The sequence below is a fragment of the Paenibacillus sp. FSL R7-0179 genome (assembly GCF_038002265.1).
In the GTDB taxonomy this organism is placed as follows: domain Bacteria; phylum Bacillota; class Bacilli; order Paenibacillales; family Paenibacillaceae; genus Paenibacillus_AQ.
Genome location: NZ_JBBOCC010000001.1, coordinates 2750010 through 2766042, shown reverse-complemented (window position 1 = coordinate 2766042; position 16033 = coordinate 2750010). Strand labels below are relative to the sequence as shown.

The window sequence follows — 16033 nt, the reverse complement described above, 5'->3', positions numbered from 1 at the left end:
CTGTTCACACTTTCGTTGCTTGACTTGAAGATCGGAACTCGTTTTAATGTGAATATCTTATCTAATACTTATTTTTCCCACTGGTTAAATGTGTTTTCGGATAAAAGGAGGTCCCTTCATATGTATTTGCCAAACAGAGCATCTGAGCTCTACCGTCCCGTTCAGCCAACCTTTAAAAAGCATCTGCCCTCCTACTCCGAGTACGTTCCTTCCTTAACTGCCCCCTTTGGCGGCGGCATTCAATTCCACGGATTTTTCATGGATGACTTCAACATGGAGCAAATGTTTGTCTTTCCGGAGGGGTGCATGAATCTGGTCATTTGCTGCTACCCGGATCAGCCGTCAGCCAATATATGCGGTACTCTGTACAAAGGCAGACAGGGAATTTTCGTGCGGTCGGGGTGCGAATACTTTGTGATCCGGTTTCTTCCGGGCTATGCGGAGCATTTCTTCGGGTATCCGGTCGGTGAGTTCAGCGAGCTGGAGATTCCGATCGGGGACGTTCTTCCTCATGCTGCAGAGCTGCTGGAGCGGGTGGTGGAGAAGAGGACTTTTCCTGAACGGGTTCAGGCGTTTGAGGACTACTACAACCTCTATGTACTGGGGCGCATGGAAATCCCGCGGCTGATTGACTATTTGACCCGTCAGATTATCCGCAGCCACGGTACCTTGCATGTTAACGATTTATCGAGGGATACAGGCTATTCCAGCCGTTATATGATCAAGGCCTTTGAGCGGTATATCGGGGCATCCCCCAAGCTGTTCAGCCGCATTATCCGCTTCCAGCATGTACTGGAGATATTGGAGGGCAATGATTACAGGAAGACGCTTGAGCGTATCTTCGAGCTTGGTTATTTCGATCAGAACCATTTCATCAAAGAGTTCAAGGAATTCAGCCTGACAACGCCAAAAAAATACATCATCCAGCGTACCTCGGGAGCTGCAGCCGATGAATGCTAGACATGTTCTTTCAGATACTCCTTCAATGCCTTTCCCAGCTCTGCCGTATACCGGGTCAGCCGCAGGCTGATCTCCGTGCGCATCACGTCCCGGGTGAGTCCGAAGCGTTCCTGATAGCCCCGGCAAAAGATTTTGTAATACACCAGGAACTCCTCCTGCTCATCGGGCACCACCCGGATATTGCGTTGCTTCAGCTCCTTCTGCAGCCGGTGCGTATCATCCATAATGCGCTGCTGAATCGCCTGGCCGGCAATCATGGAGGCCCGCTGGAGAATGCTGCCGGACAGCTCAATCTCGCGCAGGCTTTTGCTGACCATGGTGTCCAGGTAAGGGAGCAGAATGAGGTCACGCACCATCGTCCGTTCCTCGACCGTAATCATTCTTCGCCCCTCTCCCCCCTGCTTCTGTTCATACTGCTGAACATGCTCTGTCATAAGCATCTTGGATTTCCAGCGTTCGTTGCCATCCAGCTTGCTCATTTGTAATGGCCCCCGATCTGCTCAGCCCGTTCCAGGGCAACCGCGGATTCCAGCAATGAAGAGGCGCGGATCAAGGCCTGGCTGCCATACCGGGTCTTGATCTGGTCAATCGCCTGTTCCCTGCCCAGCGTTCGCATACGGTCATCGAACAGGGTCAGCTGCATCACGCGGTCATCCGTTAATTCGGAGATGGTAATCGCCAGACGGCTTAGCGGCATCCCCGTCCAGTGGTCCACGAACAAGCGGTACGCTGCCGCCGCCACCTCATGGGTCAGCGCGGACGGCTCGGGCAGTGTCGTCTGACGGCTGTAGGAATTGGAGGTATTGCCGTCCGTCTCGACTACTGCAACAGACACCACCGCGCCCATGTACCGGTATTTCCGCGCCCGCTGGCAGACCTCAATCACCAGCTCCAGCAGCACCACCTCAATCTCCTCCAGCCGGGTATACAGATTCCAGCGCAGCGCCTTCCCGTGGCCGACAGACTTCATCTGGTGGCGTATCCCGGTTACCACCGGGCTAGGATCGATGCCGCGTGCGGTCTGCCAATAATATTCCGCCTGGATATCGCTCTGCTTGCCCATAGTCCTGCGCATCCGCTGCTTGAACTCCCCCAGCTCCATCCGGGCAATATCTCCAATAGTCGTAATGCCCATACGGTAGAAATTCTTGGTCATCCGGCCAGCCACCATGAACATTTCATGCACTGGGCGCGGCCATAGCTCTGTGTCCAGATTATCGTAATCCAGCCGGAAGATTCCGCCCGCCTTCTTCTTGGCGAAGTTGTTGGCCATTTTGGCGAGGATTTTGGACGGCCCGATGCCCACCCGGGTCCACACTCCGGTAGATAACAGAACGTGCTGCTGGATGGAGTGAATCAGCTCCGGCAGGTCTCCTCCGAACGCGCGCAAGGAGCCGGTCACATCCAGGAACTGCTCGTCGATGCTGAACGCCTCCACCAGATCGGTATATACTTGGTAGATCTCGGAGATCAGGAGGGAGACCTTAATGTAGGTCCCCATCCGCGGCCGGATGACTATGAGCTCCGGGCATTTCGTCAGGGCTTCCCCCACACGCGAGGCGGTGGTCACCCCGCGGGATTTGGCGAGCGGACAGGCCGCCAGCACAATCCCGTTCATCCGCGTGGGGTCGCCGACCGCCACAGGCTGATCCGCATATTCGGGATGGGCCGCCTTTTCGACGCTGGCATAGAAGGACTGGCAGTCGGAGAGCAGAATAATCCGCTCTCTAGGCATACCGTTGCCCCCGTACCGGGCGCCACGACAGAATATTCGCGGTCAGGAACACACGGGGCTGGCCGGTGCTCAGACAGGTGGCCCGAATCCGGCCGTCCCGCATCCCGCACACCTCAATTTTCCGCTGCGTAATCCGGCCCGCCTTGTCCAGATATATCATTTCTATAGTTTGGCCGATGCTCATCTTCATGATTGATCGCCTCCGGATAAAGTGGGAACATCTGTTTGTATTATAACCAGCATTAAGTTTTTTAAGCAATGGTAAAATAGAACAGGCGTTCTCTTTTCGAAACAGTATATGCAGCTAGGGGGATAATTAGAACCGGGAAGGGAAATTAAAGGGTAAGAAACGCTGGAACAAACAGGAGATTTACCGTGTTTCTTAGCTGGAACTTAAACCCAAAAGGCGGTAAAATTCATATTAAAGCTAGCGGAGATTATAACTGTATCAACCGATATTTGTACAAGGAAGAGGTTCAAGCATAATGAGAAAAATCGCCGTTGGCGGACACACTTACTGGTGGAGTTATCAAACGGTCAGAGATGTGCATTGCCGTTCAAAGCTGACGCTGATCACAGAGGACAGAAAGACCAAATGGATTGTTAAGTTTACCACTGTAGACCCCATTACTGCCGGAAGTCCTCTGAATGAAGGATTACGGGTCATCAAAGAGGGGCAATCCTATGCTCTCAATCTAAACCAGCCCAAGTATGTTGCCGAAGTGTTGCAGTATGTACTAGGTATGGAGCTGGATACATCTGCGAAGAACGTGCATGAGCTGAACGGTAATGATCTGCTGGCTGGCATGGGGTACCGGGACACTACGGGGATGTTGATACCCGCAGCATTCAACCGGATGCTTTAGGCGCTGGAACGATAGCAACTGCATTTTATACAATGGAATACTGTAAAAAAGGCTTCGAAATACGATCTATTGTATTCCGTACAATGGAATGCTGAAAAAAGTCCCTTTTTCACCCGAAACACAATATTCTACTGTATGAAATACAATAGAACCTCATTTTATGGTCAGATATGCCTTTTCTATTGCAGGAAATACAATCAGCTATGATGTACTGGAGACGCAAACCTAAAACTTAAGCCTACACTGATCAAGGAGAACAAAGGATGAATGGAACGATCTAGTATAAAAAATCCCGCCGGCCAATTAAGGCTGACGGGTTGTTTGCTCTTTTATCCAGTCGAAACTCCTGAGAACGTCACGGGGCCGGTAATGCTGGCCGTATTAAGCAGAATATTGGTGCTGTTATTGGCTACCCCCAAAGAATAGGCATGATAACCGCCTGGAACATTTAAATCCAAATAAGAGATCGTAACCGGCTGTATTGCGAGTATAGCAAGTCCGCTTGCTCCTACATTAAAAATTGGCTGGTTATCCCGATATAACGTAAAAACTACATTCGGGACGCCAAGCGTAGTCTGAAAACCAATGGTTGCATTCAGCAAAACATCGCCGTTTGTAACCGTTGCAATTCCGAACTCCGCCAATATCTGATTCTGACCCGGTGCGAGAATTGGAATGGACAGGGTCTGAGTGCCTGTAGATGCTGTACTCCGTCCTACATCAATAACTTGTGCCACGATCAAGCCACCTCCCTTCCTGTAATCTATTAATAGATTATGTATGGAAAACAATTCCAGATTGGATAAATGGCAAGTATGATTGACACATTATTATGTGATGATAGAAGTAACTCGGTTACTGAGGGCTGCACTGTTACCCCGCCTTGCTTGGACCAACGAGGATAGCATATACTTCCTATGTTGTCCCCTGCAAGGGACCTACAATAACCGATAAAGAGAGGTCACACACCATGTTTCAAGGCAAAACGAGGACCGCCGTCTGGATCGGCCTCAGTCTGTACACTATTCTCACCCTGTTTTTCTTATTCGTCGGCTTCAACCGCTCATCGGCTCTGCCCGAGACGGGCCTCAGATATCGCTTGGCTTTTGACGGCATTCCGTTGCATTTTCCGGGCGGGGGTTATTCGAATCTCTGGGTCTTCAATCTGGGTAACTATCTGGCCTTCGTACCGTTCGGCCTCGTCCTCCCGCTGCTGATCCGCTGCCGGTTCCTGCCGTTCCTCTTGGTCTTCTTAGCAGCCATTACAGGAATTGAGCTGATTCAGATGGTAACGGGTCTGGGTTCGTTCGATATCAACGATATCGTCATTAATACGCTGGGCGCGGTTGTCGGCTACGGTGCCCAGCGGCTGATCCGCCGCGACCGTACAACCACAAAAGGTATGCTCAAGCTCCTGTCATCAGGCGCTGTCTTGACGTTAATCGTCTACTCCGCTGTGAGCGGTATCAACTATTATCTGGATCATGGCCGCGGGGAGATCCGAGCGCTGGACCAGCTCCCTATTGAGCAGGGTGAAATACGGTGGGAACAAGGACTCCATAGTTTCACTATGGCACAGGAGCAGGTCGAACCGGTGATCAATCTCTATAGCCCTGAACATCCGGGACTTCATGAGTTCTCACTGCGCCTGGATGGACAATATAAGGAGTTATCCGGGAATTTCGGCGTCCCTGACGATGCTATACCTGCTAAGGGCAGCGGCACCAGCAGTGTCATAATCAGCGCCGACGGAGAAGAGCTTTACTCCCTGGAGGTGAATATCGCACCGGGCGAGAATCAGCCGCTGTCTTTTCAGGTGCGGCTTGAAGGCAAACAGCAGCTGACTCTTGCAGTCAAAACCGATGCTGCCGACCCGCGAACCCATGCGGTATTGTGGGACCTTACGCTCACAGAGGCCAATACCGGCCAAAAGCTGGCCGCGCGGCTTCACCGGCTGCTGGGCGGGGGATAAAATAACCAGGTCCGCTAGCCAAATAGCTCCTGCGCCCCTGAAAGCAGGCTCAATCCGTTATAGACAAAAGACCCTTCAAAGCCGGATGGCTTGGGGGGTCTTTCCATTTCTAGATATAGAACATGTAATTATCCGCTTGGCTCTCTTCCTTGAAGTTGATCAGGTCGGATAGCGTGGTGGAGTCCAGGACGTCCGCGATGCTGTCGCGGATGCGCAGCCAGAGGTCGCGCTTGGCCGGGTCGTCTTCTTCGGTGAAGTCCACCGGGGAGATCGGGCCTTCCAGGACACGGATGATATCTCCGGCGGTAATGGTGCTGGTCTCGCGGGACAGTATGTAACCGCCGTAGGCTCCGCGGATGCTCTTCACCAGGCCTGCATTGCGCAGCGGGGCGATGAGCTGCTCCAGGTAATGCTCGGACAGTCCGTTTTTCTCGGCGATGCTCTTAAGTGATGTAGGCCCTTCGCCGAATTTCAGGGCAAGCTCCATCATAATGGTTAATCCGTAACGTCCTTTGGTTGATATTTTCAAAGGGGCACCTCTTTCGTATAGTTGCTGGTTCTGCCTGTGTCTGTTCAGCGTGACTGGACATGCGATATGTCATATCAACGTATTCCGATGTCTGCTCTCAGCTTATGTTATCATATCTATAGATACATTTGGAACAGCAAACGGTAATAATTCGCGATTTTGTTCGCCACTGGTGGACAAATTGTCAATTTCGGACTGTTTTTCGCTATATTTTATAGCCTGGGTGTCCTCGTTTGGGGTAGACAGGTATGTTATAATACACAATGAGCCGGGTGTTCAGTGAGAACGCCGGTATTTTGTGTACAGAAAATGGTGATCACGATGACAAAAGCTAATCAGGATATCCGGGTCGTCGTCGGGATGTCGGGCGGTGTGGATTCCTCTGTTACAGCGCTGCTGCTGAAGCAGCAGGGATATGACGTCATCGGCATCTTCATGAAGAATTGGGATGATACCGACGAGTTCGGCGTATGTACGGCCGAGACCGATGCCGAGGATGTGCGCCGCGTCTGCGAGCAGATCGATATTCCTTACTATACCGTTAATTTCGAGAAGGAATACTTTGATAAAGTCTTTTCCTATTTCCTTGAAGAATATAAGGCTGGCCGGACCCCGAATCCGGATGTGATGTGCAACCGCGAGATCAAGTTCGGCGAATTCCTGAACAAGGCGCTGCAGCTTGGCGCAGAATATGTCGCTACGGGGCATTACGCCCGGGTCGTGGAAGAAGACGGACTGTTCAAGCTGCTGCGCGGCGTGGACAACAACAAGGACCAGACGTATTTCCTCAATGCGCTGAATCAGTACCAGCTCTCGAAGGCCATGTTCCCGATCGGACATCTGCCGAAGCCGGAGGTACGCCGGATTGCCGAGGAAGCCGGACTCTATACCGCGAAGAAAAAAGACAGCACCGGCGTCTGCTTCATCGGCGAACGCAATTTCCGCGAATTCCTCAGCCAATACCTGCCTGCACAGTCAGGCAATATGGTCGATATCGCTACGGGCGAAGTGAAGGGCCGGCATGACGGCCTCATGTACTACACGCTGGGCCAGCGCCAGGGGCTGGGTATCGGCGGCTCGGGGACAGGCGAGCCCTGGTTCGTCGCCGAGAAGGATCTGGCCAGCAACACCCTGTATGTGGTGCAAGGCGAGAAGCATATCAGCCTGTACTCGACCAGCCTTATAGCCTCAGGAGTGAACTGGATCGATCCGGACACTCTTGGCGATGCGCCGCTCAAATGTACGGCCAAGTTCCGCTACCGCCAGCCGGATCAGGGAGTTACCCTGACGAAGCAGGCCGATGGAACCGTCCATGTCGCCTTTGATGTTCAGCAAAAGGCGATTACGCCCGGACAAGCCGTGGTCTTCTATCTGGGCGAGACCTGCCTTGGCGGCGGAACGATTGAGACGGCCGACAAGGTTGTGCCGCTGGCGCAGGCCTGATTGGGGAACAATGGCGTGGTGCTCAGTCTAATGTGATCGGTTTTTCGCATACATGCTGCTTAGTACATCCAAAAAAGAACCTTCAAACCACAGCGCGTGGAGTTGAAGGTTCTTCGTCATTGATGGGCAGGATACAGAGTCACGCCGGGGCTGACTCACAGGGCGGCAGTCTTATTGCGGCTGAACACCCCAGACCAGTACACCGTTGAGATACAGCGGTACCCGGTTCCAGTCTGTGAAAGATGTTTTGGTTGCATCATAGGAGTAATCGTCAGCCTCATTGTAATTACTCCAGTCGGTCTTGTTAATGCGCAGTTGAATCTCGCCGGTGTTCGCACCTGCTGCCAGACTGCCGGCACCGGCGCTGAAAGAGATTTCCAGATAATGGTCTGCGCCTGTAACTGCAGATTCAAGCTTCACGAAGCTGCCCAGCACATTGCTGCCGCCGAGAGCCGCATAATCGACATTGAACTGCTGTGCCCGCTCGCCGTCAATCGTGTAGTAATACCGGACCTTAACCTTGCTGAGGTCTACCGCTGTGGTCCCATTATTGACAATCCGCAGCTGTGGACGGAACTGCGGGTCGGTGGCGTTCGTATCCGTTGTACGGTATTGAACGACCAGATTTCCTACGGCAGGCGTAGCGGTTGGTGCGACTGTCGGTGTAGCCGTTGGTACTGTTGTCGGTGTAGCCGTCGGTGCGACTGTCGGTGTAGCCGTTGGCACTGTTGTCGGTGTAGCCGTTGGCACTGTTGTCGGTGTAGCCGTTGGCACTGTTGTCGGTGTAGCCGTCGGTGTAGCTGTCGGTGTGGCTGTTGGCACTGTTGTTGGTGTAGCTGTCGGTGTTGGTGTAGCTGTCGGAGTGGCCGTTGGCGTGGTTGTAGGGGTAGCTGTCGGCATAGGGCCGCTGCCGTTATTAATCAGCCGGTCATATTCGGCGTAGGCTGTAGCCATGTCCACCTGTGACCAGAAGCGGTGATAGGTGAACTCAGGCGCGCCATTGTCCCAGGTCTTGGTGGTTTTATTGTAGGAAGTATTGTATTTTCCTTCGAGATAACTCCACTTGGGATCATTTTTGATTTTCGGGAGAATATCGGTGTAGCTCGCATACACTCCATTGCCGCCCTTAGCCGGGTCAGATGGAACTGTCGCGTTCCCCGGAATGGTATTGCCCTGGCCGAAGGTACCGCTCCAGCCTGCCGGGAAATAGACCTCTTTGGTGAAGAACCGGAAATAATCGGCACGCTTCTCCAGAGTGGTAATTCCAAGGCCGTCATTGTAGCCCCAGGCGGTATCCAGCATCGACTTAGCCAGCTGCGAAGCGGTTCCGCCGAGCGCAGTGTAGTTGCCGTGCTCTGCCTTGTTCCCTGCGGCGAAGAACGTGAGGGCTTTGATATAGCTGCCCAGTACGCCGGTATCCTGCCCTGGGTCCTTGGTCACTGCCTTCAAGCTGCTGTTGCCGTTAAAAGAGCTGAAGCCGTTCCAGGTATCCGGCTGGCCGTGCCACTCTACATTGCCCGGAATCCAGAATTCGCCCGGTGCAGCCACAGTAGCCACCTGCGGGTTGGCTCCGCCCAGAATCCGGTTGCCCTGCTGATCCAGATAATAGCCGGCGGCATCCGATACGGGACGGCTGCCTACAAAAGCATAATCTGAAGACCAGTCAATCCAGTTCTCAATGACCCGTTTGGCCATTTTGAAATTATCCGAGGTGGTATCCCCGCTGGAAGCCAGGATATAATACAGCTCTGCTACGCGCTCCATACTCCAGGACTGCATCCCGAACCAGTTGTTGGATGGCGGGTCCTGATAGACAGGTGCCTCATCGTAGAGCATGCCGTAGAACGTGCTGGCTCCGGCAGGATAAGCACTGTAAGAACCGCCGTAGCTGTTGGTGGCACCGCCTGCAATCGCTCCTTCAGAGGATTGCAGCCAGTTGTAGAATTCCAATTGGCGGGTCAGCGATTTGCTCCAATCCGTTCCGGCTGTAGCGGAAGACGGAACCAGCCCTGCAGTTGCAGTGGACAGCGCATAGGCTGCAACCACATTCTGGTACCCTTGGTGCGCATGGCTTGCGCCGATTCTCCAGGCCCAGTCTCCGCCGCTGCCCAGACCGCCGCCCCAGGAGGTATACCAGGCCATCAGGTACTGGTTGGAATCCTTGCCGGTTCCCGGCTGAGGCGAACCGTTAGCCGCACTTCCAACCTTCTGGAAGTACTTATCGTACATACCGTAACGGAGGAAGTCGCCCATTTTCTTGGCTTTGTTCAGATAGACCGTATTGGTATAGCCAAGATCCTTGGCCCAGTACATCGCCTGCACAGCGCGTGCATCGGCGTCTGTAGCATTCGTGTAACGCCACTGCGCGGAAGGCGCACTATTTTCCTTGGTGAACAGGCTCATGAAGCCTTCATTCGGCTTGCCGAAGGTCTTGTTATCCTGCGAAGGATGGGAGACCGCCTCCCACACCGATTCCTGCACGCCGCGCTGGAAGGTGTTCACATAGCTGGCGGTGTGCTTAGGATTCAGCAGGTTGCCGAACCCATACCAGTTGTCCACATCCACCAGCCAGTGCATCAGATAGGTCTGGTTATTGCCGTAGGTGGCCTTCAGCTCTGCATCGAGCGGGTCCTTACCCGGAGTGTACTTGCCGTTCAATGCACTTGGATACTGATCCGGCTGAGGGAGCTCCGAGGCGTAGGTGGCCGGGCTGTTCGGGTTGTAGCTGCTCATCGTCGGCTGCTCCTGCACACCGTCGCCTTCATTAATTGGAATGATGTATTTCTCCATGTTATCCCAGGCTGATTCGAGCTTGCTCCAGTCCCCGGTGTTATGGCCATACAGCACTTCAAGCCACATCCAGTAGCTATAGGCCTCGGAGGTAGTCATATGCCCATAGTTGGGCGCCTCGCTGAGCAGGGTCTCTACCGCATGATACGGGATGCCTTCAGCCGAGAAATACCCGCTGGCCGGGTCCTTCAGCTGGTCATACAATTGCAGGAACCGGGTCTTCTCCACCGATGCCGCCTTGGCGGTTCCAGGGCTGAAGCTTAGGATTCCGCTGGTGAGGGAAAGGGTCAGAACGGCAGTCATGACTATGGAGGCCGGTTTCTTGAATGAACTTAGCTTCATCTTCATCATTTCGGCATACTTCCTCTCTGGTATGGTTTAGGGTTCGAGGCCCCAGACAAGTGTTCCTCCACGGTACAGGGTGACTTTGTTCCAATCCGCGAAGGTCTGCTGGGTACCGCCATAGGAATAGTCATTGCTCTCATTGTAGGCCGTCCAGTCTGACTTGTTGAAGCGCACTTGAATCTCCCCGCTGTCTGCCCCTGGCGCCAGGCTTCCTGCTCCTGCCGCAAAAGAAATCTCCAGATAAGAGTCGGCCAGGGTAACAGGTGCACTAAGCTTCCCGAAGCTTCCGTTCAGGTTCCCGCTGCCGACAGCTGCATAGTCACAATGGAATTCCTGCGGCTTGTCCCCGTCAACAGTGTAATAGTAACGCAGCTTCAGACCGCTGAGCGGAATGGCCTCGGTTCCTGTATTGATAATCCGGAACTGGCTGCGGATCTGTGAATCGCCGGGACTGGTATCATTGGTACGGTACTGCACGCGCAGAGCGCCGGCAGGCACTGTAATCTCGCGCGGCTTGGCGCTCACCTGTACGGACGCTGTACTCTCCCCTACGCTGTTCGAAGCGGTTACCACATAATAATAGTCCACTCCGTTCGTTAGTCCGCTGTCGCTGTAGACTGCTGAAGTAGCCGTACCCACTGTAGTGTACGGTCCGCCGCTCACCAGAGAGCGCTTGACGGTATACTTCGTCGCACCGCTGACTGCATTCCAGCTCAAGGCTACGCTGGCATTGCCGGGCTCCGCCTGGAGGCCGGACGGACGTCCCGGAACCTGCGGTTCACCTGGCGTTCCGCCGCCGGAAGGCAGCTCCCCGTACACTTTGACACCTGCATCGTACACCGGGATATAAGGGTTCTTCGTTGCCGCTGAAGCATTCGCGGCCACTCCCTTGAAGGAGAAGTCATTGCTGTTGTCCCAGAAGGTGGTGTTCAGCGGTCCGGCAATCCGGAACTGAACCTCCTTGCGGTAAGCTGACTGTCCTCCCGGGTAGATCGGGGTGCCGGAGAAATCTACTTTGGTGTAGTAGATATGGTTCGCTTCATCGTAAGGCAGCAGTTGGGAGACAGTGGCTCCCTGGTTGTAGCCCCCTGCCTTAACCGTGATATCGCCCGGACCATATCCCGCAGCAACAGCCTCGCTGATGTCCAGATAGTAGTTGAAGGACAGCTGGCTGCTGGAGCGGGCAGGCCATGCAGAACGGTTATTGAGAACCGCGCGGATCTCCACAAAATTGCTGCCGCTGGCATTCACGGAAGTCTCCGTGAACATCTCATCCTCACGCGTTTCGGCCGGAGGGAAGTTCGCAAGCGGGCTCTGCCCCTGCCCGTGAAGCATCATCATCCGGGCCAGAGAACCGGTAAAGGCTGAATTGTAATCGGTTGCAACTTCATTAGAGACATAATCGCTGATTGCATCTGTGTACGCATCGGTCTTGGAGGGTCCGCCAACGAGTGCGCCGTAAAGCACATGCCGGTGGTTGGCCGGGGTGGTCTGGCTGTCGCTCCAGGAGCCGTGTGAGGTACGGTGGTGAGGATGCTCAGGTGCATTCGCGCCGTAGCCGATAACATAGCTGCTATTACGCGGATTGTCGCCCAGCATATAGTTAATCTGGCGCTCTGCGAAGGCCTGGGCGGTATTCTTTTTCACCGGATCAGTCACCCAGTCTGCATAGACAAAAGCAAGGAAAGCATGGTTGGCTGCATACCGCAGCGCCCCCCATTGATCCAGATGGGCCAGCCCGCCTGGAGTATACGTTACCCGGTCAGAGGTGCCGTTCACCCCGGTCGTCCAGAACTGCATATTGCGTTCCGTGGACTGGATGAACTTGGGGTCCTCGGTGATGCGGGACAGCAGGAGCTGTGCCCCGTAATGCTTGTCATCCCAGGATTGGGTCCATTGGTAGCCCCAGTCACCGGCCTGGTTGGTGCCCCACAGTTCACTGGCGGCAACCGCCTTGTCCAGATAGGTCTGCTCACCGGTCGCCAGGTATAGCCAGACACCGCCCCAGCTTAATTCATCGGCATAGCTGCTCCATGAATTGTAATACTGCTTGGCGTCCGTGATGGTATCGGAGTAAGCCCCCCGGTACGTATCGGCAAAATTGTATAATTGCTTGGCATGCAGCAGGAGCTTGTCCGCATAAGCGGGATCTGAATCCCTGAAAATAATGGAAGCCGAGGCAAGGGCGGCGGCAGTCTCACCAGCCAGATCCGAGCCGGGATGTGCAGCATCAATCTTGTAGGCCGGGCGCGCCATAGGCATGACCTCCGCCGGTCCCCACCAGTTATGGTCCGCCGTGCCGTTACCCACCTGTCCCCACAGCTCATTCGGTGCAGTATGCGCTTTCACAAAATAGTCTGTGGCCCAGCGGATATTGTCCAGAATCTCATCCAGCTGCCCGGACTGCACGTAACCATCCTTGTATTCATAGACCGACCATGCCAGCATGGTCGCAGTATACGCCATCGGAAAGCCGAATTTGACATGATCTCCTGCGTCGTACCAGCCTCCCGTCAGGTCATGGCCGACATCGGCACCATCCTGCAGCCCCGAGTCGCCTCTCCATTCCACGCGGTTGTCCGCCGGCAGTTCACCCGAGCGCTGGGCCTCGTAGAAATAGATCGATTTCTGCAGTGCCTCTGCATAATTAAATCCGGCGCTTGCCGCTTCGGTGACAGACGGGCGGACTGCCGTCCCTGAACCAATGGTGAAGGCTAACATCAGGCTTAGTGTAGCGATACAGCCGGTCTTCCGTTTACTTTGACTCATCCTTGCTCATCTCCCTTCGATTTCTTGATTTTTCAGTCCGTCAGGACTCAGGCACGCACAAATACCTCCCCAGTGTCCATAATTAGACATCATATTTAGGCACGTTCCATATACCACCTCTATCTTACAAATTAAGGTAAAATACCTCTACCTACACATATACCACATATAGTAAATTAATTCTATATATTTACATTACAATTTTCTGAGGATACCGGTTTTTTTGCCAAAATATTTCTATTTCTATCATATTTATCGCCTGCAGGGTTGTTCCTGTTCGCCTGCAAATTCGCTTACATACATTCGTCCTGCGCATTGTGATCGGTTTTCCGATTACATTCCGCCCTCTCGCCTCCGCCACGCCCATTGTGATCGGTTTTTCGATTACATTCCGCCCACTCGCCTCCGCCATGCCCAATGTGATTGGTTTTTCGATTACATCCGGCCTGCGTGCCCCCATCCTGCGCATTGTGATCGGTTTTTCGATTACATTCCGCCCACTCGCCTCCAGCACGCTCATTGTGATCGGTTTTCCGATTACATCCGGCCCGCACAGGCTCATCTGGCGCATTGTGTTCGACAGTCCGCAAATACTTGCACGCACAAAAAAACCACCGTATGAAATACATACGGTGGTACAGAGCTATTGCCCGCGCCGCAGCTGCTGGTTATGGCGGATCTTCGCCTCATTGCCCTGCTCGGTGGCCTGATAGAAGACCTTGCGGGAGATTGCCTTCGGCAGATAGTCCTGCTTCACATAATGGCCGGGGAAGTTATGCGGATACTGGTAGCCCTCATGGCCCAGCTGGGCCGCACCTTTATAGTGCGTATCCCGTAAATGCAGCGGCACCTCGGCCGACTTCAGATCCTCCAGACTGTTCATGACGTTCGCGATAGCGGTCACTACCCCGTCTGATTTCGGGCTCTCTACGGCGAACAGAATCGCCTGCGCGATATTCAGCTTGGCCTCCGGCCAGCCGTTATTGCGGTAGGCATCCAGCGCGCTGACTGCCTGGACCATCGCTTGCGGGTTCGCCAGGCCGATATCCTCGCTGCTGGCCGCGATCAGTCGGCGGATGAAGGTCATCGGGTCCATGCCAAGCTTCTCCACCGCGTAGAGGAACCAGAACAGGGCGGCGTCACTGGAGCCGCGGATGCTTTTGTGAAAAGCGGACAGCACGTCGTACTGCGTCGACTCGTCCGCCTTCACAATCGGGCGGCGGATCGACTCCTCCGCCACCGCAAGCGTAATATGCACGCTGCCGTCACGCTCCGGCGCCGTAGTCATCGCCGCCAGCTCCAGAGCATTCAAGGCCCGGCGGATATCGCCGTTCGCCATGGCGGCGATATGCAGCAGCGCGTCTTCATCAGCCTTCAGGTCCATGAAGCCGAGCCCCCGCTGATCGTCAGCAAGCGCCCGCTTCATCGCAATCAGGCTATGTTCGCTTGTCAGGGACTCCAGCTGAAACAGTGTCGAGCGGCTCATCAAGGCCCCATTCACGTAATGGAACGGGTTCTCCGTTGTCGCACCGATGAAGGTAATCGTCCCCTTCTCCACGGCCGGCAGCAGCGCATCCTGCCGGGAGCTGTTGAAGCGGTGTACCTCGTCCAGGAACAGAATCGTCTTCGAGCCGTACAGCGCCTTATTGCTCTGTGCGCGTTCAATGACCTCCCGCACATCCTTCACCGAAGCCTCCACCGCATTCAGCCGCACGAATTCACCTTGGGTGTGATGCGATATGATATGGGCCAGAGTGGTTTTGCCGCAGCCCGGAGGCCCGTAGAGCAGGATAGAAGAGACCTGATCCGCTTCAATCGCTCTGCGCAGCAGCTTGCCCCTGCCTACAATATGCTCCTGTCCGATATATTCATCCAGATTGCCGGGCCGCATCCGGTCTGCAAGCAGCCGTCCGCTCCCGTTGTCTTCACCCTGCGAGAATAAATCCATCCCTACACTTCCTTGCTATCATCTAAGATTTCGATAGAATACATACACTTCTCCTATCATACCATACCTGTAGCGGTCGTTAAAAAGAGCATGACCCCGCCGCCACCGGCGGGAGCCATGCTCTTTGTTCTAGAATTAGAACTCATATACGTTCCAGACTAGCGGTTCATCGCCAGCCGCATCTGCCGCATTTTGGAAATAATCTTGCGGATGCTTTCTTCGGATAAGTGATATCTCTTCTGCAGCTCGTTCACCGAGCAGCCGCTGCTGTGACTACAGAAGATCTCTTCGTTGCGGGCAGCAATCTCTTGCCGGGAGCCGCTGTTCTCGCCCCATCTCACCCGTTCTTCCGCTTTCTTCGGGATGTATAACAGCTCACCCTGTATGTAACCCTGCAGCTCTTCGAGCAGCCCCGGGGGGAGCACATCCTTTCCATTGACGTAACTCACGTTCAATTTCCTCCTTCAACAGGTGTATTCCGTTCAGTCCGATCACTGTACTGTTCTGAATAATCATTCCACCTGCCTCCTTTCTTCTCCTCAAATTTGGTAAATCACCTAAATTCATTATATTAAACCCTGCGGTTATCGTCTACATTCATTATAAATCAGCAGCAATCTGTCAGTGGTTGGTCAGTAACATTCTATATAATATAGTAACCGGAATTACATATCCG

At 54.0% G+C, this 16033-nt stretch carries 13 protein-coding genes; 4 read left to right on the top strand and 9 right to left on the bottom strand.

Annotation, left to right across the window (positions count from 1 at the left end; all coding sequences use genetic code 11):
* Nucleotides 1-120 precede the first annotated feature (120 nt).
* A complete protein-coding gene (locus MKX63_RS12300; RefSeq protein ID WP_341017350.1) occupies nt 121-960 on the top strand; it encodes a helix-turn-helix domain-containing protein in 840 nt (279 codons plus the stop codon).
* Here MKX63_RS12300 and MKX63_RS12295 read toward each other — a convergent pair.
* The 3 genes from MKX63_RS12295 to MKX63_RS12285 are packed head-to-tail and all read right to left on the bottom strand — an operon-like array spanning nt 957 to nt 2885.
* Nucleotides 957-1439 (bottom strand): hypothetical protein, encoded by a 483-nt coding sequence (locus MKX63_RS12295; protein ID WP_341017347.1) that lies wholly within the window; start codon nt 1437-1439, stop codon nt 957-959. The two genes, MKX63_RS12300 and MKX63_RS12295, sit on opposite strands and share 4 nt — an antisense overlap.
* A complete protein-coding gene (locus MKX63_RS12290; protein ID WP_341017346.1) occupies nt 1436-2695 on the bottom strand; it encodes a DNA polymerase IV in 1260 nt (419 codons plus the stop codon). Before MKX63_RS12290 ends, MKX63_RS12295 begins: the two co-directional genes overlap by 4 nt.
* Nucleotides 2688-2885, bottom strand: coding sequence for a hypothetical protein (locus tag MKX63_RS12285; protein WP_341017345.1), 198 nt, complete (start codon nt 2883-2885; stop codon nt 2688-2690). Before MKX63_RS12285 ends, MKX63_RS12290 begins: the two co-directional genes overlap by 8 nt.
* 295 nt (nt 2886-3180) lie before the next feature.
* On the opposite strand from MKX63_RS12285, the gene MKX63_RS12280 reads away from it, so the two are divergent.
* The gene (locus MKX63_RS12280) at nt 3181-3561 is read left to right on the top strand and encodes a hypothetical protein (RefSeq protein ID WP_341017343.1); all 381 of its coding nucleotides are present in this window, start codon (nt 3181-3183) and stop codon (nt 3559-3561) included.
* Between the two features lie 329 nt (nt 3562-3890).
* Here the strand turns inward: MKX63_RS12280 and MKX63_RS12275 are convergent, their stop codons facing one another.
* A complete protein-coding gene (locus MKX63_RS12275) occupies nt 3891-4298 on the bottom strand; it encodes a hypothetical protein (RefSeq protein ID WP_341017342.1) in 408 nt (135 codons plus the stop codon).
* Between the two features lie 233 nt (nt 4299-4531).
* Here MKX63_RS12275 and MKX63_RS12270 point away from each other — a divergent pair, with 233 nt between their 5' ends.
* Complete coding sequence (locus MKX63_RS12270; protein ID WP_341017340.1) at nt 4532-5533, top strand: VanZ family protein; 1002 nt, start codon at nt 4532-4534, stop codon at nt 5531-5533.
* A 109-nt stretch (nt 5534-5642) separates the two neighbouring features.
* Here the strand turns inward: MKX63_RS12270 and cymR are convergent, their stop codons facing one another.
* Nucleotides 5643-6062 carry a cysteine metabolism transcriptional regulator CymR gene (cymR, locus tag MKX63_RS12265; protein WP_173128615.1) on the bottom strand — a complete coding sequence of 140 codons (420 nt, stop codon included), beginning with the start codon at nt 6060-6062 and terminating at the stop codon, nt 5643-5645.
* Nucleotides 6063-6383: 321 nt separating this feature from the next.
* Between cymR and mnmA the strand changes: the two genes are divergently transcribed.
* Nucleotides 6384-7505: a tRNA 2-thiouridine(34) synthase MnmA gene (gene mnmA / locus MKX63_RS12260; RefSeq protein WP_341017339.1), complete on the top strand. Its 1122-nt coding sequence runs from the start codon at nt 6384-6386 to the stop codon at nt 7503-7505.
* 171 nt (nt 7506-7676) lie between these two features.
* Here mnmA and MKX63_RS12255 read toward each other — a convergent pair whose 3' ends face one another.
* The 4 genes from MKX63_RS12255 to MKX63_RS12240 all read right to left on the bottom strand — a co-directional run bounded on the left by MKX63_RS12255 (nt 7677) and on the right by MKX63_RS12240 (nt 15806).
* The gene (locus MKX63_RS12255; protein ID WP_445323520.1) at nt 7677-10637 is read right to left on the bottom strand and encodes a glycoside hydrolase family 48 protein; all 2961 of its coding nucleotides are present in this window, start codon (nt 10635-10637) and stop codon (nt 7677-7679) included.
* Between the two features lie 36 nt (nt 10638-10673).
* Nucleotides 10674-13409: a glycoside hydrolase family 9 protein gene (locus MKX63_RS12250; protein ID WP_341017338.1), complete on the bottom strand. Its 2736-nt coding sequence runs from the start codon at nt 13407-13409 to the stop codon at nt 10674-10676.
* A gap of 643 nt (nt 13410-14052) precedes the next feature.
* Nucleotides 14053-15357, bottom strand: coding sequence for a replication-associated recombination protein A (locus tag MKX63_RS12245; protein ID WP_341017337.1), 1305 nt, complete (start codon nt 15355-15357; stop codon nt 14053-14055).
* Between the two features lie 158 nt (nt 15358-15515).
* On the bottom strand, nt 15516-15806 hold the full coding sequence (locus MKX63_RS12240; protein ID WP_209987564.1) for a CD3324 family protein: 291 nt from the start codon (nt 15804-15806) through the stop codon (nt 15516-15518).
* Nucleotides 15807-16033 lie beyond the last annotated feature (227 nt).

What these genes read in the sequence shown, in the direction of transcription:
- MKX63_RS12300 (WP_341017350.1), top strand. Translation starts at nt 121, where the DNA reads ATGTATTTGCCAAACAGAGCATCTGAGCTCTACCGTCCCGTTCAGCCA.
- MKX63_RS12295 (WP_341017347.1), bottom strand. Translation starts at nt 1,439, where the DNA reads ATGAGCAAGCTGGATGGCAACGAACGCTGGAAATCCAAGATGCTTATG.
- MKX63_RS12290 (WP_341017346.1), bottom strand. Translation starts at nt 2,695, where the DNA reads ATGCCTAGAGAGCGGATTATTCTGCTCTCCGACTGCCAGTCCTTCTAT.
- MKX63_RS12285 (WP_341017345.1), bottom strand. Translation starts at nt 2,885, where the DNA reads ATGAAGATGAGCATCGGCCAAACTATAGAAATGATATATCTGGACAAG.
- MKX63_RS12280 (WP_341017343.1), top strand. Translation starts at nt 3,181, where the DNA reads ATGAGAAAAATCGCCGTTGGCGGACACACTTACTGGTGGAGTTATCAA.
- MKX63_RS12270 (WP_341017340.1), top strand. Translation starts at nt 4,532, where the DNA reads ATGTTTCAAGGCAAAACGAGGACCGCCGTCTGGATCGGCCTCAGTCTG.
- mnmA (WP_341017339.1), top strand. Translation starts at nt 6,384, where the DNA reads ATGACAAAAGCTAATCAGGATATCCGGGTCGTCGTCGGGATGTCGGGC.
- MKX63_RS12255 (WP_445323520.1), bottom strand. Translation starts at nt 10,637, where the DNA reads ATGAAGCTAAGTTCATTCAAGAAACCGGCCTCCATAGTCATGACTGCC.
- MKX63_RS12250 (WP_341017338.1), bottom strand. Translation starts at nt 13,409, where the DNA reads ATGAGTCAAAGTAAACGGAAGACCGGCTGTATCGCTACACTAAGCCTG.
- MKX63_RS12245 (WP_341017337.1), bottom strand. Translation starts at nt 15,357, where the DNA reads ATGGATTTATTCTCGCAGGGTGAAGACAACGGGAGCGGACGGCTGCTT.